At 45.9% G+C, this 20,431-nt stretch carries 25 protein-coding genes, 1 tRNA gene and 1 CRISPR repeat array; of the genes, 15 read left to right on the plus strand and 11 right to left on the minus strand.

Annotated features, from left to right (window positions below; genetic code table 11):
- Nucleotides 1-3 precede the first annotated feature (3 nt).
- Nucleotides 4-1,437 carry a DHH family phosphoesterase gene (locus tag ARCVE_RS00360; protein ID WP_013682790.1) on the minus strand — a complete coding sequence of 478 codons (1,434 nt, stop codon included), beginning with the start codon at nt 1,435-1,437 and terminating at the stop codon, nt 4-6.
- Nucleotides 1,438-1,512: 75 nt separating this feature from the next.
- Between ARCVE_RS00360 and ARCVE_RS00365 the strand changes: the two genes are divergently transcribed.
- Both ARCVE_RS00365 and ARCVE_RS00370 read left to right on the plus strand, forming a co-directional pair.
- A complete protein-coding gene (locus ARCVE_RS00365; protein ID WP_013682791.1) occupies nt 1,513-1,788 on the plus strand; it encodes a MazG nucleotide pyrophosphohydrolase domain-containing protein in 276 nt (91 codons plus the stop codon).
- A gap of 123 nt (nt 1,789-1,911) precedes the next feature.
- Nucleotides 1,912-2,181, plus strand: a complete 270-nt coding sequence (locus ARCVE_RS00370; RefSeq protein ID WP_013682792.1) for a MarR family transcriptional regulator — start codon at nt 1,912-1,914, stop codon at nt 2,179-2,181.
- Nucleotides 2,182-2,192: 11 nt separating this feature from the next.
- On the opposite strand, the gene ARCVE_RS00375 is transcribed toward ARCVE_RS00370, so the two are convergent.
- Nucleotides 2,193-2,645, minus strand: coding sequence for a UPF0179 family protein (locus ARCVE_RS00375; RefSeq protein ID WP_013682793.1), 453 nt, complete (start codon nt 2,643-2,645; stop codon nt 2,193-2,195).
- A gap of 127 nt (nt 2,646-2,772) precedes the next feature.
- Here ARCVE_RS00375 and ARCVE_RS00380 point away from each other — a divergent pair, with 127 nt between their 5' ends.
- The 3 genes from ARCVE_RS00380 to ARCVE_RS00390 all read left to right on the plus strand — a co-directional run bounded on the left by ARCVE_RS00380 (nt 2,773) and on the right by ARCVE_RS00390 (nt 4,531).
- The gene (locus ARCVE_RS00380) at nt 2,773-4,002 is read left to right on the plus strand and encodes a translation initiation factor IF-2 subunit gamma (RefSeq protein WP_013682794.1); all 1,230 of its coding nucleotides are present in this window, start codon (nt 2,773-2,775) and stop codon (nt 4,000-4,002) included.
- Nucleotides 3,969-4,376 carry a type II toxin-antitoxin system VapC family toxin gene (locus ARCVE_RS00385; protein ID WP_013682795.1) on the plus strand — a complete coding sequence of 136 codons (408 nt, stop codon included), beginning with the start codon at nt 3,969-3,971 and terminating at the stop codon, nt 4,374-4,376. Before ARCVE_RS00380 ends, ARCVE_RS00385 begins: the two co-directional genes overlap by 34 nt.
- A gap of 63 nt (nt 4,377-4,439) precedes the next feature.
- A tRNA-Ile gene (locus ARCVE_RS00390) sits at nt 4,440-4,531 on the plus strand.
- Between the two features lie 86 nt (nt 4,532-4,617).
- On the opposite strand, the gene ARCVE_RS00395 is transcribed toward ARCVE_RS00390, so the two are convergent.
- The 4 genes from ARCVE_RS00395 to ARCVE_RS00410 all read right to left on the minus strand — a co-directional run bounded on the left by ARCVE_RS00395 (nt 4,618) and on the right by ARCVE_RS00410 (nt 8,354).
- Nucleotides 4,618-5,208, minus strand: a complete 591-nt coding sequence (locus ARCVE_RS00395) for a hypothetical protein (protein WP_013682796.1) — start codon at nt 5,206-5,208, stop codon at nt 4,618-4,620.
- Nucleotides 5,209-5,289: 81 nt separating this feature from the next.
- Nucleotides 5,290-6,108 (minus strand): hypothetical protein, encoded by an 819-nt coding sequence (locus ARCVE_RS00400; RefSeq protein WP_013682797.1) that lies wholly within the window; start codon nt 6,106-6,108, stop codon nt 5,290-5,292.
- Between the two features lie 171 nt (nt 6,109-6,279).
- Nucleotides 6,280-7,068, minus strand: a complete 789-nt coding sequence (locus tag ARCVE_RS00405; protein WP_013682798.1) for a hypothetical protein — start codon at nt 7,066-7,068, stop codon at nt 6,280-6,282.
- A gap of 275 nt (nt 7,069-7,343) precedes the next feature.
- Nucleotides 7,344-8,354, minus strand: a complete 1,011-nt coding sequence (locus ARCVE_RS00410) for a radical SAM protein (protein WP_013682799.1) — start codon at nt 8,352-8,354, stop codon at nt 7,344-7,346.
- A 95-nt stretch (nt 8,355-8,449) separates the two neighbouring features.
- On the opposite strand from ARCVE_RS00410, the gene thrC reads away from it, so the two are divergent.
- The 3 genes from thrC (at nt 8,450) to ARCVE_RS00425 (ending at nt 12,022) form a co-directional block, all read left to right on the plus strand.
- Entirely contained in the window at nt 8,450-9,637 is a 1,188-nt protein-coding gene (gene thrC, locus ARCVE_RS00415) for a threonine synthase (RefSeq protein ID WP_013682800.1), read from the plus strand.
- A gap of 418 nt (nt 9,638-10,055) precedes the next feature.
- A complete protein-coding gene (locus ARCVE_RS10695; RefSeq protein ID WP_013682801.1) occupies nt 10,056-11,516 on the plus strand; it encodes an HD domain-containing protein in 1,461 nt (486 codons plus the stop codon).
- A complete protein-coding gene (locus tag ARCVE_RS00425) occupies nt 11,513-12,022 on the plus strand; it encodes a hypothetical protein (protein WP_156785976.1) in 510 nt (169 codons plus the stop codon). The genes ARCVE_RS10695 and ARCVE_RS00425 overlap by 4 nt, the downstream gene beginning before the upstream one ends.
- Before the next feature lie 111 nt (nt 12,023-12,133).
- Here the strand turns inward: ARCVE_RS00425 and ARCVE_RS00430 are convergent, their stop codons facing one another.
- The 3 genes from ARCVE_RS00430 to ARCVE_RS00440 are packed head-to-tail and all read right to left on the minus strand — an operon-like array spanning nt 12,134 to nt 13,723.
- Nucleotides 12,134-12,460, minus strand: coding sequence for an ACT domain-containing protein (locus ARCVE_RS00430; protein ID WP_013682803.1), 327 nt, complete (start codon nt 12,458-12,460; stop codon nt 12,134-12,136).
- A gap of 32 nt (nt 12,461-12,492) precedes the next feature.
- Nucleotides 12,493-12,972: a deoxycytidylate deaminase gene (locus tag ARCVE_RS00435; protein ID WP_013682804.1), complete on the minus strand. Its 480-nt coding sequence runs from the start codon at nt 12,970-12,972 to the stop codon at nt 12,493-12,495.
- 1 nt (nt 12,973) lies between these two features.
- Nucleotides 12,974-13,723: a TatD family hydrolase gene (locus ARCVE_RS00440; RefSeq protein WP_013682805.1), complete on the minus strand. Its 750-nt coding sequence runs from the start codon at nt 13,721-13,723 to the stop codon at nt 12,974-12,976.
- A 434-nt stretch (nt 13,724-14,157) separates the two neighbouring features.
- A CRISPR array of direct repeats spans nt 14,158-15,612; the repeat unit is 30 nt; unit sequence GTTGAAATCAGACTATTGTAGGATTGAAAG.
- 99 nt (nt 15,613-15,711) lie between these two features.
- On the opposite strand from ARCVE_RS00440, the gene ARCVE_RS00445 reads away from it, so the two are divergent.
- From ARCVE_RS00445 to ARCVE_RS00470, 6 genes are all read left to right on the plus strand, one after another.
- On the plus strand, nt 15,712-16,056 hold the full coding sequence (locus tag ARCVE_RS00445) for an Mth938-like domain-containing protein (protein ID WP_013682806.1): 345 nt from the start codon (nt 15,712-15,714) through the stop codon (nt 16,054-16,056).
- Between the two features lie 44 nt (nt 16,057-16,100).
- Nucleotides 16,101-16,883, plus strand: coding sequence for a CBS domain-containing ParB/RepB/Spo0J family partition protein (locus ARCVE_RS00450; protein WP_013682807.1), 783 nt, complete (start codon nt 16,101-16,103; stop codon nt 16,881-16,883).
- Nucleotides 16,884-16,887: 4 nt separating this feature from the next.
- Entirely contained in the window at nt 16,888-17,166 is a 279-nt protein-coding gene (gene hisE / locus ARCVE_RS00455) for a phosphoribosyl-ATP diphosphatase (RefSeq protein WP_013682808.1), read from the plus strand.
- Nucleotides 17,141-17,482: a signal recognition particle subunit SRP19/SEC65 family protein gene (locus ARCVE_RS00460; RefSeq protein ID WP_013682809.1), complete on the plus strand. Its 342-nt coding sequence runs from the start codon at nt 17,141-17,143 to the stop codon at nt 17,480-17,482. The genes hisE and ARCVE_RS00460 overlap by 26 nt, the downstream gene beginning before the upstream one ends.
- Nucleotides 17,482-18,432 carry a methyltransferase domain-containing protein gene (locus tag ARCVE_RS00465; RefSeq protein WP_013682810.1) on the plus strand — a complete coding sequence of 317 codons (951 nt, stop codon included), beginning with the start codon at nt 17,482-17,484 and terminating at the stop codon, nt 18,430-18,432. Before ARCVE_RS00460 ends, ARCVE_RS00465 begins: the two co-directional genes overlap by 1 nt.
- 70 nt (nt 18,433-18,502) lie before the next feature.
- Entirely contained in the window at nt 18,503-18,988 is a 486-nt protein-coding gene (locus ARCVE_RS00470; protein WP_013682811.1) for an acyltransferase, read from the plus strand.
- Here the strand turns inward: ARCVE_RS00470 and ARCVE_RS00475 are convergent.
- Together ARCVE_RS00475 and ARCVE_RS00480 are read right to left on the minus strand one after the other, a co-directional pair.
- Nucleotides 18,983-19,387: a metal-dependent hydrolase gene (locus tag ARCVE_RS00475; protein WP_013682812.1), complete on the minus strand. Its 405-nt coding sequence runs from the start codon at nt 19,385-19,387 to the stop codon at nt 18,983-18,985. The two genes, ARCVE_RS00470 and ARCVE_RS00475, sit on opposite strands and share 6 nt — an antisense overlap.
- A 46-nt stretch (nt 19,388-19,433) precedes the next feature.
- On the minus strand, nt 19,434-20,090 hold the full coding sequence (locus ARCVE_RS00480) for a histidinol phosphate phosphatase domain-containing protein (RefSeq protein ID WP_013682813.1): 657 nt from the start codon (nt 20,088-20,090) through the stop codon (nt 19,434-19,436).
- A gap of 38 nt (nt 20,091-20,128) precedes the next feature.
- Between ARCVE_RS00480 and ARCVE_RS00485 the strand changes: the two genes are divergently transcribed.
- Entirely contained in the window at nt 20,129-20,416 is a 288-nt protein-coding gene (locus ARCVE_RS00485; protein WP_013682814.1) for a DUF211 domain-containing protein, read from the plus strand.
- The last annotated feature ends 15 nt before the right edge of the window (nt 20,417-20,431 follow it).

The following is a 20,431-nucleotide window of genomic DNA, read 5'->3' on the forward strand; positions in this document are numbered from 1 at the left end:
TTTCTATTCTATTTCAATTCCAACGGCTGAAAGGAACCTCCTCTTTATCGCCTCGGTTACGAGCTTTCCAAGAGCTTCTTTATCCGTTGCGCTGCCGAAGATTCCAAGGGGTATCTGGCCTCCTGCAGCGTGCGCATGGCCGCCAGCGCTTCCTACGTCTCCAAAGGCCCTCTTCAGTACCTCGCCTATGTTAATTCGGACGTCTTTGTTTCTCGCTGATAAGTACACTGTATCCTTCACAACCCCAAAAACGAGGACTGTCGAAATTCCCTCGAGTCTGAGCAGGAAGTCCGCAGCTTGGGGTAAAGCATCTCTATCGTTGATGAATCCGGCAAAACTTATCAGGAAGCTCGAGTATACCTGCCTGTTCTTTATTGCCGCTCCAAGGACGTCGAGTGTTTCTGTTGATATTGCCGGCCCCTCCATCTTCTCAATCAGTTCGTGGTCAACGAAGGGGTAAAGGTAAGCCGCTGCTGTGAAATCGGCCGTGCGTGTGTTCTTCTTGAAGTCATCCGTTTCCGTCCTTATACCAAAGAATAGGGCAGTTGCGAGGGTTCTGCTTGGCACGAGCTTGAGCTCTCTCAGGTATTCCGTGAGTATCGTTGCCGTTGCGCCAACGTCTGTCCTCAAATCGATGTATTCCGCCTCAACACCTTCAGCCTGATGGTGATCAATAACGATGTGAACTTCGATGTCCTTTGGAATTGAGTTGTTCGCCCCCGGCTTTGAAGCGTCGACGATGGCGAACTTGGAATATGAGGACAGATCCGCCTCCTTACCCCTGACAAGAGGAATCTGCAGGAGGTTCACCATTGCCTTATTTTCCTGATGGAAAATCTCGCCGTAATAGATTATATCCGCCTCAACTCCATAATTCTTCGCGATTTCTTTAAGGGCAAGGGCGGAAGATATTGCATCCGGGTCGGGGTTGTCGTGGGTAAAAATTCCGAGCTTCCCACCTTTAACACTCTCAATAACGCTTCTGAACTTCTTTATCTTTCTGAACGTTTCCATTTTGTTAATTGCAGTTATAACGGAGCTCTTAAGAGCTTCAGCAGGAATGACAACAAAATCCGCACCGAGGAGTTCCATCTCCTCTCTGCTCTTGTGATCTGTTCCTCTCGCTATTATAAAGACATCCCTGCTTACTGTCCTGATGGCTTCAATGGCTGCTTTGTTGACTTCCGCATCGGGTGTCAGAAGCAGAACAACCGACGTTTTGCTGTAGTCGAACTTTTTGTACAGTTCTGCATCCGTCGCATCACCAACAATTGCATCGTAATGTTCGTCTCTGAGCACTTCTACCCTTTCTTTGGATATATCGACTGCAAGGACTTTCTTGTTCTTTCTGACTAGCTCCTTGATTACTCCGAAGCCCACTGCACCGCAGCCTATTACCACGTACTCATGGTCAAAGGTTTCGGGTTCGTCTGACATTAAAGCTTGATTGTCGCAGATGTATTTAAAACATCCGCTTAGAAGAGGTTTTATTCAAAACGAACTACACCGTTTATGGAACTCAAAGAACTGCAGGCAAGGATAAGGGAAAAGTACTACGAGACCGATGCTAAGTCTGGTCCGCTCTTTCTGCTGGCTGTACTCTTCGAGGAAGTTGGAGAGCTTGCTGAAGCTGTGAGGAAAGGCGAGAGAGGGAGTATAGAGGAAGAGCTCGCGGATGTGCTCTTCATGGTTCTGAGCCTGTCGAATCTGTTCGAAATATATCCAGAAAAGAGACTTGTAGAGAAGTACATCGAAGGAGACCCGAGGAGCAGATGGGACTTGCCGTAATTTTTAAAGTTTTATCATTACAATGATTGTAGTTATATTAAATTTTTCAGGAAGAAAGCAGAATAGTTAAGCTAAATGAGTTAAAAACATAAAATTTAAACCCCAGCAAGTCAAGCAGTTGGTATGCGAGAGGTTATCAGGATGTTCGTCAGAGACCTCGACCTCATAAGGTTCATAGAAGGTAACAATGGCATTTGTATCTCAGACGTTGCGAGAAGACTGAAAATGCCTTACTCAACAGCCTACGTTAAAGTTCATAGACTCGAAAAAGCAGGTTTGCTTGACTTCGAGTACGTATCCGGGAAGAAAACAATCAAGTTAACGGAAACCGCAATAGAGCTTATACAGGCCCTTGAAATGATTGAAAGAGAAAAGAAAGAACTAAAACATTGAATTATTTAAGTTTAAGTCTCTCTTTTGAGTTCGACCACCTTCAGGCTGAAACCCTTCTGGCACTTCTCGGGGGCATCCCCGATTATTCTTTCCACTATGACTGCATCCCCGCTCTGCAGCTCAACAGGGCTGCACAGGTTGTACATTGAGCAGCCTATGAAGTTGCACCGCCTTTCGAAATGCAGCTTTGCTCCCTCAACCGCCATTTTCGAGTCGATTAGGGCGAGTATGGGTAGCTCGATAACTTCGACGGCAACAACACCCTCATCATGGAGAGGACACTCCTGCGGTGTTCCATCTCTCAGCCCAACTATCTTGTACTTCGAGCCTTCTCTCAGCCTGAGACAGGTGCGCTTCAGTTTGCAGTTCTCGCATTCAGCCTTTCCACCAAGAAAAGTGAATTCCATTCCGACCTTTGCCCAGTCTCTACCGCAGAGCGTGATGATCTTATCCACTTCTTCCATGAGCATCACCTTTCCAGCCTCGATACTGCACTATTTAAACTTTGAGAATCCTTTTAAAAGGATAGAAAGTTTTGAACTGCCGGGATATGAAACATTTTTAAAGCCTACCCGACGGTTATTTCTCAGCATGAAAGATGATGTCCCTCTTCCGGAAGTAAATATAGGAATGATTGGTCACGTTGATCACGGAAAAACCACACTCGTAGCTGCGTTGAGTGGTGTTTGGACAGACAGACATAGCGAGGAGCTTAAGAGAGGAATATCCATAAGGCTTGGTTACGCTGATACTACCTTCAGGAAGTGTCCGAAGTGTGAGCCGCCAAAAGCATTCACGGTCGAGAAAGTATGCCCTATCCATGGCGTTGAGACCGAAATTCTGCGAACCGTGAGTTTCGTTGATAGCCCCGGGCACGAAACCCTGATGGCAACGATGCTGAGCGGTGCAGCGCTGATGGATGGAGCTGTTCTCGTCATAGCTGCAAACGAAAAGTGCCCCCGCCCCCAGACGAAGGAGCACCTCATGGCCCTCGAGATTATAGGCGTGGACAGAATAGTCATCGCCCAGAACAAGATAGATATAGTTTCTAAGGAAAGAGTGCTCGAAAACTACAAGGAGATAAAAGAGTTCGTAAAGGGTACAATTGCAGAAAACGCTCCGATAATCCCAATTTCAGCCCAGCAGAAGGTCAACATCGACGCGCTTATAGAAGCAATAGAGGAAACCATCCCAACTCCAGAAAGAGATCTCGATGCTCCGCCCCTCATGCACATAGCGAGAAGTTTCGATGTAAACAAGCCTGGCACACCGCCTGAGAAGCTGATTGGCGGGGTTGTTGGAGGCAGTCTTTCAAGGGGTAGGCTGAAGGTTGGAGACGAGATAACAATAAGGCCGGGTATAAAGGATGAAAAGAGGGGTACCTGGGAAGAGTTGCACTCCGAAGTCGTCGGAATAATGGCATCAGGCAAGTCTGTCGATGAAGCAACACCGGGTGGACTGATAGGCGTCGCAACCAGGCTCGATCCCTACTTGACGAAGAGTGATGCCCTTGTCGGCAACGTGCTCGGTTACGAGAAGTCACTGCCCGATGTGCTGACGGAGTTCACAATGGACGTCCAGCTTCTCGAGAGGGTTGTTGGTACTGAAGAGGAACTCAGAGTGGAGAAGATAAAGATGAACGAGCCACTGATGCTTAGCGTTGGCACCGCAATAACGCTGGGAGTAGTAACGTCTGCAAGAGACGACGTTGTCGAAGTGAAGCTCAAAAGGCCTGTATGCGCTGAAAAAGGCTGGAGAGTTGCTATAAGCAGAAGGGTAGGCTCGAGATGGAGACTGATAGGGGCCGGAACGATAAAGTAAGGTGCGCAGTAATCGACACCAACGTCCTCATGTACATTTTTCTTGAAAAAATCGACGTCTTTGGCCAGCTTAAAGACCTCGGTTTCAGGAGGTTTTTTGTCCCTTCCATGGTCGTTGAAGAGCTAAAGAGGCTCGAGGTCAGCCTTACCGGAAAAGAGAGGAGGGCTGCACGCTTTGCACTGAACCTTGTTGAGCAGATGTGTGAAGTGGTTGACGTGGATGCCGCAGGAACGGATGTTGCACTCCTTGACCTTGCAAAGAGTTCCGGATGTGTTTTAATCACCAACGATAAGCGCCTGAAGAAGAGGGCTGCAGAGATGGGTATTACAGTAGGATACATAAGAGAAATGTGCAGAGTAGACGTTGAAGAGTGATTGTTGAATTACTGACTGAAATACCACAAACTTCATAAACCCCTTCCACCCCCATGTTCCAGAGGGCCCGTGGCTCAGCCTGGTTAGAGCGCTCGCCTGATAAGGCGTATGCCGCAGAAAGCGAGAGGTCCGGGGTTCAAACCCCCGCGGGCCCACTCGGGCTTTTTATAAGAGCTTGTTGAAGCCTACTATTGCATTAGTTTTGCTATGATACACACATTAACTCAAAAATCTTAAAAAATCAAATTCTACCGGTCAGAGATGTGAATAGAGATTTCAGAACATCGTAGAGCGAGAAGGGTTTCGGCTTCTCCTCCTGCGGCGTTTCCTTCACTCCAACTTCTTCTTTCAGCTCCGCAAACTTATATATGACCTTGCCATGACACGCAACACATATCTCGTTCAGAATTCCATAATGGATTTCGTGCACTCCTCCCTTATGGCAGTAGTAGCAGTCCTTCGAATCGGGCTTGACAACAACGCCCTCTCCATGGCATGCCGAGCACTTTACATTAGTGTGAGGGACATGGACAGCTATGGCATCGAGGTTCTCACTGCTATAACCGGCGCCAACATGGCACCTGATGCATGGATCAAGGCCGTGAAGCTTTGATAGTTTTTCCATGACTACGTGCTCGCCTTTCCATATGTCGACGCTATGACACCTGCAATGAGAGAGTTTGGATATCTGTTCCTGCTTGCTTAGAAGTAACTCGTGGCAGGGGAAACAGATTTCACCGTAACCAGGAACGTGTTGCTGAGCAGATAGAGCCTTCCCACTTATCAAGATTATACAGAGCAGTGTTAGCAGTATCAGGCGTTTTTTCAACATCAGACAAAAATGAGTTACGTGAGTATAAATCTGTTTTCGTTTTTGATGGGGAAAAATAAGCAAATAAATCGCTCGTGACGTTTACCAACCCGGCCAGTTGCTTGCATCGTTTACGCTACCATTTCCAGTGGTGTTACCGTACACCGTTGTGTACCTGGTACCATTAACAGTCCAGTTCGTAACGTTGTAGTGCGTTGTAACGCCAGATGTACCCGTATTGTATTCATACGTACAGTTGAACTCAAGGCTAACCTTGTGGGTCCAGTTTATCTTAACAGGCACGTAGGTGTGACAGGCAATACATGCTTCGTTTGAATCTACCATCTTCGAGCTATTTATAGCGTTTAGAACGAATACCATATGAGCCTCGAGTCTTCCAGTGTCGCCAGAGTAATTTGTTAGACCGAACCCTCCTGCAGGCGGGACATCCGGAGAATAATCTCCGGTATTCTCCCCATGGCACTTAGCACACTGGTCATACGAGAAGTAAGGTGAACCCGTATGACTTCCTCCAAGAATCGCATCGAACTCTTTCTTTTTTACACATCCATGGCAAGCCATACAGGCCACGGTCGATGCTGCATGAGCTTTCTCTCCTATGACAATTTCACTTTCTCCAGCAGTAGCATATTGATAATCTCCCCAGTACACACGATGACAAAACTCACAGTCCATCCTTCCATAACCAGTTTCGCCCGTATGCGGTCCTACTGTCGACTCCATTTCATCTACAATGTCAGCGTGGCATTTCTCGCATGGCACATCTGTGGAGATTCTGTAGCCTCCATCCAGCTTGTACCACATGTGCTGACCAACAAACAATGAAACAGTCTGCGGCAGAACGATAAGACTTACAGCCATTAATGTACAAGAGATTACTGCAAGCTTTCCGATTGTCATTTTAATTCACCAACAAAATTTTTAAGAAACTCGCTTTAGTAGAATATAATTTTTTCTTTTTTCTTAACGTAAGCCAATTAAAATATTATTCCGAGAAAAGTATTTCGAGATTTCTGATACCCAACACTCAAAGTGGAAAATAAATTCTAATTAAAAATAAATATAAATAAATTACCAGCTATACGGATACCAACCCGGCCAGTTGCTTGCATCGTTTACGCTACCGTTTCCAGTTGTGTTGCCAAATACCGTTGTGTACCTGGTACCATTAACAGTCCAGTTCGTAACATTGTAGTGCGTTGTAACGCCAGATGTACCCGTGTTATATTCATATGTACAGTTGAACTCAAGGCTAACCTTGTGGGTCCAGTTTATCTTAACTGGTACATAGGTGTGACAGGCAATACATGCTTCGTTTGAGTCTATCAGCGTTTTATCCTCTACCGCTCTTTCTATGAACGTCTGGTGAGCTTCTTTCGTTCCATAAGTTGTGTCACCGTTGTCGTAGTTGTAAGGTGAAGAAGCAGTATCAGTAGTTACGTTATCAAATCCTCCAGCAACGGGTGCACCTGAGTATGGAGCATTACCATTCGGACCAAACTCGTGGCAGGCCATACACGCTATCGTTGCTGCTGCATGTGCTTCCTGTCCAGGTGTAGCACTAGTACCATCTCCACTCGCGAACGTTCCAACCACGCTCGTCCTGTGACACTCACCGCATGCAGCTCTTATGTGCTCAACTGTATCAGTTCCCCCACCTATCGTTTTGTGAGCTCCCGGATTGTTTTTGAACTCTGCAAAGACATCAGCGTGACATTTCTCGCAAGGGAGGTTGTTGCCAGTGCCACTTATGTTATACCACATGTGCTGCCCAAGAAACAGTGAAGTCGTCGAAGGCAGTACAAGAGTACCCATAGCAGCCAGTGTCACCATCAGCAGTGCCAGCTTTCCTCCATTCATTTTTATTCACCCCCAGTTGATAGTGTCTTGAGGACAATATTTAAGTGTTTTGAAAAAAAGCTGATGAAGAGCTAATTATAACAATTACAAGTTTGATAGCTTGTTCTACTGTTTGGGCTGTTTTGATAAATATTGTGATTTAGTAATAATATATAAGTGTAACGTATTATTACTATCTAAATCGAAACTTGAATTGCAAATATTTGAACTACTTCGGAAAAAGCACAAACCAAAACTATCAAATAAGTAATTACAAATTGCTAACATTTTTAATTTCAAATAGATGAAAAATCACACAACCTCGTCTGCCCCGCCACATATGGAGCCGCCTTTTTAACGCTGAACCCCATTCTCTTCAAGTCTCTAAGGCTGTAACCCTTCTCCATAAGTTTTGCTGCTTTCAAACCTATGCCAGGGATGTCAATCGGCCTTTCTATTCCAAACTTCTCCGCGACCAGAGCCTTCGGGTCGCCTTTGAGCATCCCATCTTCAAGAACGTCCATTATTCGACTGGCGTCGAATCCGTAAAGCCTTATGAGAGCATCGACGTTGTAGAGTCTTGCGACTCTTCTTCCACTCTCTCTTCTGCGACTCTCCATCGGCGTACCCTTAACAGGAGTGAAGGGAGAGATGTAGAACCTTGTTACTCCGTATTCTTCGTACTGCTTTTTCATACAGGATATAACGTCTGCATCGCTCTCTCCAAGGCCCGCTATAACCTGTGTGGTGTGGCTGACCTTCCTGCGTCTTCTTACTTCTCTCGAAATCCAGCGTTCTCTCCTCAGCACATCGTGCCTACTCTTTACGCTGCCCACTTCGTTGAGCATCGATGGCTTAGCCACCTCTATATTTATGCTAACTCTATTGGCAATTTCAACCGCCTGCTTTATCTGCTCTCTACTTGCTCCAGGAACGACCTTCAGGTGAATGTAACCCCCAAATTCTTTCCTTATGAGCCGTCCAGTCTCGATTATATCCTCCATAACCTTCTCTGGATCTGAGTGCATTCCAGAGCTGACGAACACGCCATCGACGAGTCCAAGTCTTCTTAGTTCGAGAAATGCCCGGGCAAACTGTTCGGGGGTTACTGAGATACCTTTCCTCCACGGATTAGGGCAGTATGTACAATCAAACCTGCATTTGCTTGAAAGCAGTGCCTTAAACAGCCTGACTCTATTTTTACCCTTTGCTACGTAGACCAGGCTATGTGCATCAAATCTGCAGTTCTCGTGGCACACATCAAACCTGCTCTCTGCTGCGAGTCTTGCAAGTGTCTGGAAGTTCACGGTAAAACTTAGCGGCAAAGCTTAATCTCTCTTTTGACCGGTGCGAAAGTGCTCGATATGCGCAAGCTTAAATACCCTCACCACGAGCGGGTTCCATGGAATACTACCTTCGGTGCATCGACTGCGGTAAAAAATACGAGAGAGAAGACATATACACGTGTGAGTGTGGCGGATTGCTTGAGGTTGCCATAGACTTTGATTCCGTTGAAATCGACTTCAAATTTGATGGCAACGAGTTGAGAGTCTGGAAGTATCGCTGCTTGCTTCCAGTTAAAAGAGAACCGGTATCGCTTAAAGAGGGTGGAACACCGCTGTATCACGCTACAAAGCTTGCAGAAGAGCTTGGGTGTAAAGTTTACGTCAAGCATGAAGGAGCAAATCCATCCGGATCTTTCAAAGATAGAGGTATGACTGTAGGAGTTACAAAGGCAATAGAGCTCGGTAGAAACGCCGTTGCCTGCGCATCGACAGGCAATACCTCAGCATCCATGGCAATGTATGCTGCGAAGGCTGGCTTAAAGGCCTACGTTTTGCTTCCAGCAGGTAAGGTGGCGCTGGGCAAGGTTGCTCAGGCTTTGATGCACGGTGCGAAGGTTATAGGGATCAGGGGAAACTTCGATGAAGCTCTTGCTCTTGTGAGAAAGATAAGCGAAGAGGAAGGATTCTATTTGCTCAACTCTGTTAACCCCTTCAGGCTCGAGGGGCAGAAGACGATAGCCTACGAGATCGTGGATGAAATAGGAACGCCGGACAGAGTTGTACTGCCCGTAGGAAATGCAGGCAACATCTCGGCGATATACAAGGGGTTTAAAGAGCTCAAAGAACTTGGCCTGATCGACTCAATTCCGAAAATGTCGGGTGTGCAGGCCGAAGGGGCGAACCCCATCTACAAGGCCGTTATGGAGTGTAGGGAGGACATAGATCCAGTTTTAAAGCCTGAGACCGTTGCTACTGCAATAAGGATTGGTCAGCCCGTAAATGCGAAGAAGGCTTTAAGGGCGATATACGAGTCGAATGGGACAGCAGTTCAGGTTAGTGACGAAGAGATCATCCGTGCTCAGAAAGATTTGGCGGCAAAGGAGGGAATTGGCGTTGAGCCTGCGAGTGCTGCAAGTGTTGCTGGTCTGAGAAAGCTCGTGGCCGAGGGAGTAGTTGAGAGAGATGAGACTGTTGTCTGCATAACAACTGGCCACCTGCTCAAGGATCCTGAAGCAGTCATAAGGGCTTGCGGTCAGCCCATTGAGGTTGATGCAAGTCTGGAGGCAATTAGGGCTGTTCTTTAATTATATTTTTGATTTTTATGGCTTTTTATAGCAGTATCGACGTTCGCATAAAAATCGTCGCTTAGCAATCCCGAGGAAAATTTTTTTAAGTTTTATAGAGTAGCATACTAATGCCCGCCAGCCATGCGTCCCCTGAAGTGATGATGGGGATTCCACACGGCGGGCTACAACCCTTTCATGGATTTTACACTTTCTTTAGTAGGGGATAAAGATACAGCGTTCTAAATATTTGTTTAGAACATTAGTGAGGCATAAGCAAGCCTGCAACTAAAAAAACAAATGTCTTGGCTCGAAAAATATCCTCTGAAGACCAATTCTGCCAATTTAATAACTAAGCAAACCTGAACCCCGTAGTCTACTGCCAGTATGCAACAAAAAAGAATGACTTAAATACTTACTATAAGTTTTGTTAGTGTGTATGGAGATTAGAGATCCAATACATGGCTTTATACACCTAAATGATGCCGAGAAAGAACTAATTAACACTGAACCCTTTCAAAGGCTTAGGAACATAAAGCAACTAGGTCTAACATGCTACCTCTACCCCGGGGCTACCCATACTAGGTTTGAGCATTCGCTGGGAGTTATGCACGTAGCGACTCAGATTGTTAGGAGCATATTGAATAAACACAAAGTAGAGGATCTGGCTGAATATCTCGGGTTGGCCAACCCAGGGCATTTAAAAGATAGATTAGAAACCACAACCAGACTGGCAGCATTATTTCACGACCTTGGGCATCCTCCTTTTTCACATTCCAGCGAGAATTTACTAAAAAAAGAGCATGAAGAGTATAGTGCTGAAATTATTGAAACATACTATAATGAACTTTTGAGACCTTTTGATAGGACTGTATCTGTCGAAGACCTATCGTTTTTAATCACTAAGGGAAAAAAGGCAAACGGAATTCTTGGGGGCGATCCTCTACTGAGCTTAATTCAGGAGATAATTTCTGGTGAAATCGATGCAGATCGGATGGATTATCTCCTTAGAGACTCACACTACACGGGCGTTGCTTATGGTAATTTTGATTACGGTAGGATTGTCGAGACTCTTACGATTACGCCTAAATTGGAGCGAGAAACCGATGGGGAGTCTGCAGATGGGTTAACCAAAATTTTCGGTGACGAGCTGATTAGTGAGGTTAAAAAGTCGCCAATAAAAATGGAACCAAGAATTGGCGTCGAGGTTGGAGGGATCTATGTAGTTGAACAATTATTAATTGCTAGATACTTTATGTTTAATCAAGTTTATTTCCATCCCATTAGGAGGTGCTATGACTCTTTGCTGGGTAGATACTTGAGTAGAGCATTTCCAGAGGGTTATCCCGAAGATCTGGAAAAATATTTGGATTTAGATGATGTATACGTCATGAATCTTATTAAAAATGATGTAAAATCCAAAAAAGTGGAGGATACGGAGAGAAAAAAGCTTGCTGAGTCAATATATAGGAGAGAACACCCTAGGCTGGTGTTTGAGTACAATGTTGACTTAACTAAAGATCAATTCAACGAAGTTTGTGAAAGAATGACCGGAGCCTTAGCTGAAAAGTTCAGTTTGAATGAAAATACTGATATTATCGTTGATCGGGCGGAAAAGTCCATTACGAAGATTCAGCAATCCGATTTTCTCGTGATAGCGGACGAGATTTCGAAAGATTTAAATAAATATTGGAGTATAGAAAAGATGAGGAAACTCTGGGAATCGAGAGAAGTTAAGTTAAAACACGTCTATCAAGTTTCAGATCTAATAAAAATGTTGGTGCAAAGTGTTAAGAAGATTAACAAGTTGAGGGTTTATGCCAGAGTTGGAAAGGGAGATGTTGATGATGCTTGGAGTTTGTGCAGTAGGATTGTAAGCGAAATTAGGTGTGGGGTATGATGAAGAACAGCGATTTGATTCTTTATGTGGTGAAAAAATTGAACGAAGTCGGGAGCTGGGCTGGAAATACGCATCTCCAAAAAATAATTTACTTGATTCAGTCAACATGTAATATCAAACTATATGACTTTGTCCTCTACCATTATGGCCCTTATTCCTTCGATCTAAGAGAGGATGTGGATCTTCTAACCATCTCTAACTACTTAGAAAGAGATGTCGACGAGTTCGGCTACCACTACAGACTTTCTTCAGTTTTAGAACCATCTATACCAAGCGAAATACGAGATAAAGTAGATAGGATCGTGAAAGTGTTTGGTAAAGCACCAACGACGCTACTCGAGTTAATCACAACTGTGGACTACGTAGCCAGAAAATCTCCGGGAAAGAGTGACAATGAAATCGTTGAAATCGTGAAGAAAATTAAACCCCACTTCTCAGAAAGGGCAATCGAGCTCGCTTTAAAGTGGTTAAAAGAAGATTTTAAAAAAATATTTAATGAAGAATAAATATTTATAAATTTTATTTTCATGTACTTCGCTTGTATCTACAGCAACTCAAACAGAAAAGATACTTCGCTCTAACTCATATGACCATGGGGTTCATCAGAAAGAATACAATTAAGAATCCACAACAACCTCAAATCCAGCCTTTCTAAGCCCCTTTATCGCCCTGTCGAGGTCTGACTCTTTTACAAATATGTGATCTGTTGAGTATGAAGATACAACAAATATGCTTACTCCTTCTTCCGCCAAAGCGGTGGAAACTCTCGCAATAAAGCCAACGAGGTCGAAGGGGAGCACACCATCGAACGTAAGCAACCTGTACCCTCTTTGCACATCAAAGGCATTGACCTCATCAACTCTCGACTCCTCCACGATGACCGTAATCTCTCTTCCATCGTACACAACCGCAAAAGCACCGTCAACGGCCTCTTTTGCTTTCACTATTGCGTACCTTTCTTTGCTGACGACAAATTTCAGGACTCCCCCTCCTCGCCACCGTCTATGGGCATGTAAACGACTTCAATGCCTGCCTCCTTCAGAAACTCCAGCCCCCTGCCATCTGCGTATCTCCTGCCGTAAACGACCTTTTTTATCCCGGCGTTGATTATCATCTTCGCACACATTATGCACGGCTGATGCGTGGTGTAGAGCGTACCGCCTACTATGCTAACTCCGTGTACAGCAGCCTGTATAATCGCGTTCTGCTCCGCATGTACAGCCCTGCAGAGTTCGTGCCTCTCTCCCGATGGGACATTGAGCTCTTTCCTCAGACAACCAATCTCAAGGCAGTGCGGCAGGCCTGAAGGTGCGCCGTTGTAGCCTGTTGCGAGTATGCGCTTGTCTTTGACTATCAGCGCTCCAACCTTCTGCCTGAGACACGTGGAGCGTGAAGCCACGACTCTCGCAATCTCCATGAAGTAGTGGTCGAGATCTGGCCTTTCGTCTCCACTCATATCAGAGCCTCAGGAACTTTTCCGCATTCTTAAATGCTAACTTCTCAACATCCTGCCTGCTGAAGTGCTGCTGCAGAAATTCTACCGTATCGCTGACGGCGAAAAGTTCCTCATCGCTAAATCCCGTGTCGCTGTTGAGCAGAAAGCGCTCAGAGCCATACTCATCCACGATGAACTTAACTTCTTCCTTCGAGAGCTTTCCCGGCTGAACCGTGAGGCCGGCCCAGTATCCATTTTTCAGGATTTTGCCAGCGGTTTTCACATTTGCATGATCCACGACCACAAGATCCTCTGGCATCCCAACCTTCTGCAGGACTTCAAGAACCTTGTCGGTAACAACCTCCTTGTTCTTCCTTGGCGTGTGGACTATGCACGGAACGTCGAGCTTCTTTGCAAGTTCTAGCTGCTTTTCAAGCACCTCCACCTCAGCACTGCTGGCAGTTTCAAGGCCAATCTCACCGAAGGCCGTTGAGGGATTTTCCTCAAGATATTCCAGAACTTTATCGTAGCCAGGAGGGATGCACCTCGGGTGTATACCTATCGCTGCGTAAATCACCATGCCAGCCTTTCTACCTCTCTCCATTTCAAAAGTCGTGAGTTTCCGGAAGAGGTCTATGAGTGTTGAGGGGCCTGAAGGTTCCACGGGATAGTATGCACAGCTCACGACTCTCTTTATTCCTTTTTCTACCATTGCACGTAGTTCATGAATTCCTTTGCCCTCTGAGTGAGTGTGCGTGTCGAAGCAATCCATGGGAAAATGTCTACTGGCAGCTTTTAATTTTTTGGTGTTTTTTTGGTCAGACCTGCGATCAGGCCCGTTAGTATTTTACCCCCACCCGAGTCTGAACCAATGTTAAACAGACTTCACAAGCGAATGAGATGGGCGACGCATAGAGCGTCCGTCGTCCACCTTTTAATCCACTTTAATTATTAGTTAAACTTTTGATTTATATCTCCCTCTCTCCCGATTCTGATTGCTGACATGGCTTTGCCTATCTGCTTTTCTTTTGCATTTTGATATATGTGAACCTGGTCTTCGATAAGTTAAGCTAAGCGGAAAAGGGAACTCTACAGCAGGTCGTCCACCTTTTTAAAGGTCGTGCACAATTGGTGGTGGATGATTTCACGTTTCGATAGCGACCTTCAGAAACTTTTAAATTGGTATTTCAGGGAGAATTACTGATAGTTGAAATCAGACTATTGTAGGATTGAAAGAACTGTGACCGAATCGAGAAACGAAAGAAAAGAAAGAGTTGAAATCAGACTATTGTAGGATTGAAAGCGTTTAGAAACGTCCCCGGCCATGTCGAGGGGGGCTATTTTGTTGGTTGAAATCAGACTATTGTAGGATTGAAAGCGAGAAATGGTCGAAGCGATAGGGCTGAAAGAAGGCGAGTTGAAATCAGACTATTGTAGGATTGAAAGTGCTCGGGGCGTTAAGTGTTGGGAAGATAGGAAAGGCAGTTGAAATCAGACTATTGTAGGATTGAAAGTCCCACGGTAGCATTCTGGTAGTAAATCCATCACCTGGTTGAAATCAGACTATTGTAGGATTGAAAGCCAGATAGCTTCATGAGGAGATAGATAACTGCACCTAGTTGAAATCAGACTATTGTAGGATTGAAAGGAGCAGGAGCGGGAGCACTTGGTGGAGCAATAGGCGGGTTGAAATCAGACTATTGTAGGATTGAAAGGTTCAGATCGAAGGACAGATCAGGTTGGAGATTAGAAAGTTGAAATCAGACTATTGTAGGATTGAAAGCAGATTGGCTGGCAGGCTGGCAAGGGGTTCTACGACGTTGAAATCAGACTATTGTAGGATTGAAAGGAGGGAGACGGGCGGTGTGTAGCATGGCAGGGTATAGGGTTGAAATCAGACTATTGTAGGATTGAAAGGTATTTAGTGGTGGAATGTCTGTATCCTGTACTGGAGTTGAAATCAGACTATTGTAGGATTGAAAGCTGGTTCGTTCTTTCTCTCTGCGCGTACGACATCAAGTGTTGAAATCAGACTATTGTAGGATTGAAAGTTCCCGTTGACTGTTTCTTCGTCTGCAAATCTCTTCGGGTTGAAATCAGACTATTGTAGGATTGAAAGCCGTCAGGTGGTGGTGGAGGTATTGTAATCAAGTAAGTTGAAATCAGACTATTGTAGGATTGAAAGATTGCTACACGTCCAGCACTGGCCGGACTCATTGTAGTGTTGAAATCAGACTATTGTAGGATTGAAAGAACAGGAAGATGGACAAGCCCAGCACGCCAGCGAAGATCGTTGAAATCAGACTATTGTAGGATTGAAAGTAATGGTTGCCGGGAAGGCGATTTTGTTAATGAAAGCGGTTGAAATCAGACTATTGTAGGATTGAAAGCATGTCGCATCTATACTGATGCGGTGTTTTAAAATGTGTTGAAATCAGACTATTGTAGGATTGAAAGTCTGCCGGGAATAAGGGGGAGGATATGATGGATACAAAGTTGAAATCAGACTATTGTAGGATTGAAAGGAGTGTCGATGAGGGCGGCGCATTCACGAAAATAAACGGTTGAAATCAGACTAATGTAGGATTGAAAGAACGGGCACCGGGCCGTTGAGGATTTACTCTCTCAAGAGTTGAAATCAGACTAATGTAGGATTGAAATGCAGCCCGGGCAGTAGTACACCATCCAAAACCCCGTTGAAATCAGAAGCAGGATTGAAAGACGTAGTTTTAATTAACACCCTCTCCATAATAACAAAATATGCTCATTGAAGACTACGGGTTTGGAAGGATTGTTGTCAAAGGCAGAACATACACGAGCGACGTTATTGTGTTCTGGGATGGAAGCGTTAAGGAATGGTGGAGGAAGAAAGGTCATTACGCGGACATCAACGACGTTAAGTCAGTTCTCGATGCAAAGCCTGAAGTCATAGTCTTCGGCACGGGTAAGTACGGAGCGATGAAAGTAGATGAAAATGCTGTCAAAGAGCTTGAGAAGATGGGCATCCACGTGGAAGTGGACATAACAGAAAGAGCAACAAAGATATTCAACGACCTTGTTGCGGCTGGAAAGAGGGCTGTGCTTGCTGCTCATCTGACGTGCTGACTGTGTGGCTGAACATTTTTATGCATTGATACCAACGAAGAACGATGAAGCTGAGAGTAGGAGACTACATGACAAAGAATGTCATAACACTCTCACCCGATAACACTGTTGATGAAGCAATCGAGCTCATACAGAAGACAGGCCATGATGGATTCCCCGTTGTTGACGACAGCGGTAAGGTTATCGGGTACATCTCTTCCCGCGATCTCCTGAAAAAAGACCCCAATACGAAAATCGGAGATATAATGAGCAAGCAGCTTTACGTTGCGAGGGAATACATGGATTTAAGGGATGCTGCGAGAGTCATGTTCAGAACCGGCCATTCAAAGCTCCCAGTTGTTGATGACGATGGCAGGCTCTTGGGCATAATATCCAACGCAGACGTAATAAGAAGCCAGATAGAGCGAGCCGATCCAGGCAAGGTAGAAAAGCTCAAAAAGACGATCGAGAAGGTACATGGAGTTAACATTGAAGTGGAGAGGGGCAAAGTTGAAGTTGACAGACTGATTCCGACTCAGACGAAGGTTTTTGCGGACGAGTTGAAGGGAAGAATTTACGAGCTGAGAAGAGGTCTTGCAGAGCCCATTGTTGTGATAAAGAAGGGTGGACGGCTGTACCTCGTCGATGGTCACCACAGGGTTGTTGCGGCGAAGAAGATTGGCGTAAAAACGCTCGACGCATACATCCTTAAAGTTCCCGAAAACGTGGAACTCGGCATAGAGAGGCTCGTGAAGAAGAGGGGAATAAAATCTATCAGGGACATCGAGATAATCGAGGACGTCCCACACCCCCTCGTAGAGATAACCTTCAGAAACACGCGCAGGTGAAATTATGTTGGACGAGCTCTACAACATTCTCGTTGACAGAAAACTGAATCCGAGGCCAGAGTCCTACACTGCAAAGCTTCTTTACGGCGAAAAGGGTATTAACGCCATTCTCGAAAAGATTGGTGAGGAGGCAACCGAGCTCGTAATTGCGGCCAAGGACGGGAAAAGGGAAGAGATAATATACGAGACTGCCGACCTGCTTTACCACATCCTCGTGTTGCTCGTAGCATTGGATATACGTTTAGAGGAGATATGGAATGAACTTGAGAGGAGAAAGAGATAGAAACTGGATCATCTGGACGTTCAATCTTGACAGGAGGAAGAGCAGGAAAGAAGGTAGAAAGATAGCTAAGAAGCTCGCAGTCTCAAATGTAAAGCTTTCAGAGCTTGTCGAAGCCTGCAAGGCCCTCAATATCCCATGCAGGGCAGAGGAAAAGAAGTATCCAAAGTGCTGGTGGGAAGAAGGCGGAAGAGTTGTTGTGCCGAAATCCGGCAGCAAGCCAGAGCTTATGAGGAAAATTGCCGCAAAAATTGCAGAGTTAAGGGAAAAGAAAGAGCAGGAAAAGAAGAGCAGAAAGGATAAAAAGAAAAAGAAGTAATGAAGTACGCTTTTCTTCTCTCAGGCGATCTGCCGGAAATAGCTTTTGGAGAAATCAGATACCTGTTTGGCCCTGCAGAACTCGATATAAGGGTTGCTGTTGCCGAAGCTATCGATTCTCTTTTTCCACGCCTCGCCCTGAGCCATGAAGTAATCGAGCTAATAACAGTATGCGAATGGCATGAGCTCGAAGAAGTGTTCGCCAACATGTCCCTCCCTCCACAGCCCCTGTGTGTCAGGGTTAAGAAGGTGAAGCCTGTTAGTATAAAAAGCCACGAGCTGGAGCGAAAGCTTGGGGCAGTGCTATGGCGGAGAGGGGCAAAAATAAGCGTCTCTTCTCCGAGGAGCATCGTTAAGGTATACCTTGCGGAAAAAGCCTACGTCGGCCTGCTCTGCCACGTAACCGACACGAAGCAATTCGAGGAGAGACACCCAAATAGAAGGCCGTACTTCAGACCGGGCGTAATCCTTCCGAGACTTTCAAGGGCACTTGTCAACATTGCAATTGGTAGCGGTCTGCTCCTTGACCCGATGTGCGGCACGGGAGGATTTCTGATGGAAGCGGGACTCATGAACCTCGACTATATCGGCGTTGAGGCTTTCGAAGAGATTGCAAGGGGTTGCGCGCTGAACCTGAGGCACTACGGCCTTCATGCCAGTGTTTTGTGTGGAGACGCGAGAAAACTGCCCCTGAAAGACGAATCCGTTGATGGCATAACAACAGATTTCCCCTACCTCCAGTCTTCAAAGAGCTACGGGACTCTCGAAGACCTCTACCGCAACTCTCTGCCCGAATTCAGTCGGGTGTTGAAAAAAGGCTGTCGAGCCGTGTTGGTTTCAAACCTTGACGTGGAGGACATGATCTCTGAACACTTCAAAATCCTCGATATTTTCAGGTATAGAGTTCACGGCAGTCTTACGAGGAGAATTTACGTCTGTAAAAAATGCTGACATTTTCGACGTCCAGTTAAAATCAGCGAAAAACAAAAACCAGAAAAGCAAGGCAAACAATCTGGCGAATATGGCAAGGAGGACGAGAGTAATACTGAAGTCGAGGGATAAGAACACCCTTCGTTACTGGACTTCCGTAAAGCATCCACTTCGCGTGGCCTTAAATTATGCTGTTGTTGCTACATGCAGGATTCTTCCATCCCTCTCCTTGAAATGCTGGCTTTTGAGAAGGATTGGAGTTAAAGTTGGAGAGAACGTCTCCTTCGGCCTTGAATCAACTGTCGATATATTTTTCCCGGAGCTTATTGAGGTGGGAGACAACAGCATTATAGGCTACAACACCGTCCTGCTCGCCCACGAGTTTCTCGTTGACGAACTGAGGGTTGGAGAAGTCAAGATCGGAAAAAACGTGACAGTTGGAGCAAACTGCACGGTTCTGCCCGGGGTTGAAATCGGTGATAATTCGATCATTGCAGCTCACTCCCTCGTAAACTCAGATATACCGCCAGGGGTTCTTGCAGGCGGGGTGCCCGCGAGGGTTATAAGGGAGTTATAGGGAAGTGGTAGCCCTCACCTTCAGAAAAATGAGTAACGCGGAAATCAGAACAATCATAAAATTTCCTGCCAAGCTGTCGTACCTGAAGTTCGCTATTCTGAACCTCTTGACCGACGGGTATAGCAGGGGAACACCGCCTTTCGTGAACATATCGGCGAAGAGGTGGGAGAGTATGCCAATCTGAGAGGCAATAATGAAATCGGGGCGAATTGCGTACAGTAGAACGCCAATGGCAAAACTGAAGATGAGAGAATGAGTAACGCTCCTGTGCTTTAAGCCAATTACGTGGTCGAGGTCGCTGACCACTCCAAACGCTGCCGCAGCAGCAATTTTTTCAGGCTCCAATCCAGCAGCGTACGCAATAGATGCGGCGAAGAGTACGTGGACTTTCTTTAGCATGATCCAGCGTTGAAGCTTGATTTAAAAAGTATTGTCCACGCTTGGATTAATTTCCTCCTTTGCTCCTCTTTCTGAAGACCCTTTTGTTGTTCTCCAGCACTTCAGCGCTTCGCTCAGCATCAAGTCCTGCTCCAACAAGCACCTTCATGGCAAATCCATCGTCGATGAAATCGTCTGGCGAATGCGCGTCGGTGTTTATCACGAGCTTGCATCCCGTTTCTAAAGCAATCCTTGCAACGTGACCGTTCGCAAGACAGTGCCCCCTCCTCGCAGATATCTCAAGATATACGCCGTTAGATGCGGCAAGTTCAGCAGTTTTTATGTCAATAAGCCCGGGATGCGCAAGGATGTCTATTTCTTCCTGGACAGCGACCTCATTGGTACCCTTTTCAACCGGCTCGGCGATCGTTTCGCCGTGCACAACAACTATTTCCGCCCCTTCACGCCACGCAAGCTCAACTGCTTTGCCTATTAGCTTGGGGGGCACGTGAGTTATCTCGACACCGAATAGAAGCTCAACACCGTAGTCGTCTCTCAGATCTTGCAATTTACGCAGGCAGTCCATTATAAGGGGAATGTTCGAGAAGTCCGCGTGATCCGTTATAGCTACACCTTCGTTACCCATTGCAGCCATGCGCCTCGCAATCTCAGAGGGTATTAGCTCGCCGTCGCTGAGCGTGGAGTGAACATGCAAGTCGAACATACGACAAAGTTAAATAGGCAGGTGAAAAATCTTTCTACGTGGCCGGACTCAGAAGACTCGTACTCGATGTGTTGAAACCTCACGAGCCCGACAATGTCTTCCTTGCACTGAAGCTGAGCGAAGTCAGGAATGTGGAGGGTGTCAATCTAAGCCTGTCGGAGATAGATCAGAACACTGAAACGCTGAAAATAACCATCGTCGGAAACGAGATGAATTTTGACGAGATAAAGCAGGTAATCGAGGATTTGGGAGCCGTCATTCACAGCGTTGACGAGATCGTTGCTGGTAAGACGCTTGTTGAATCCGTAAAGACCGAACAGGATTAATGCAGTGGTAGAGCT

The organism is Archaeoglobus veneficus SNP6 (genome assembly GCF_000194625.1).
GTDB lineage: Archaea > Halobacteriota > Archaeoglobi > Archaeoglobales > Archaeoglobaceae > Archaeoglobus_C > Archaeoglobus_C veneficus.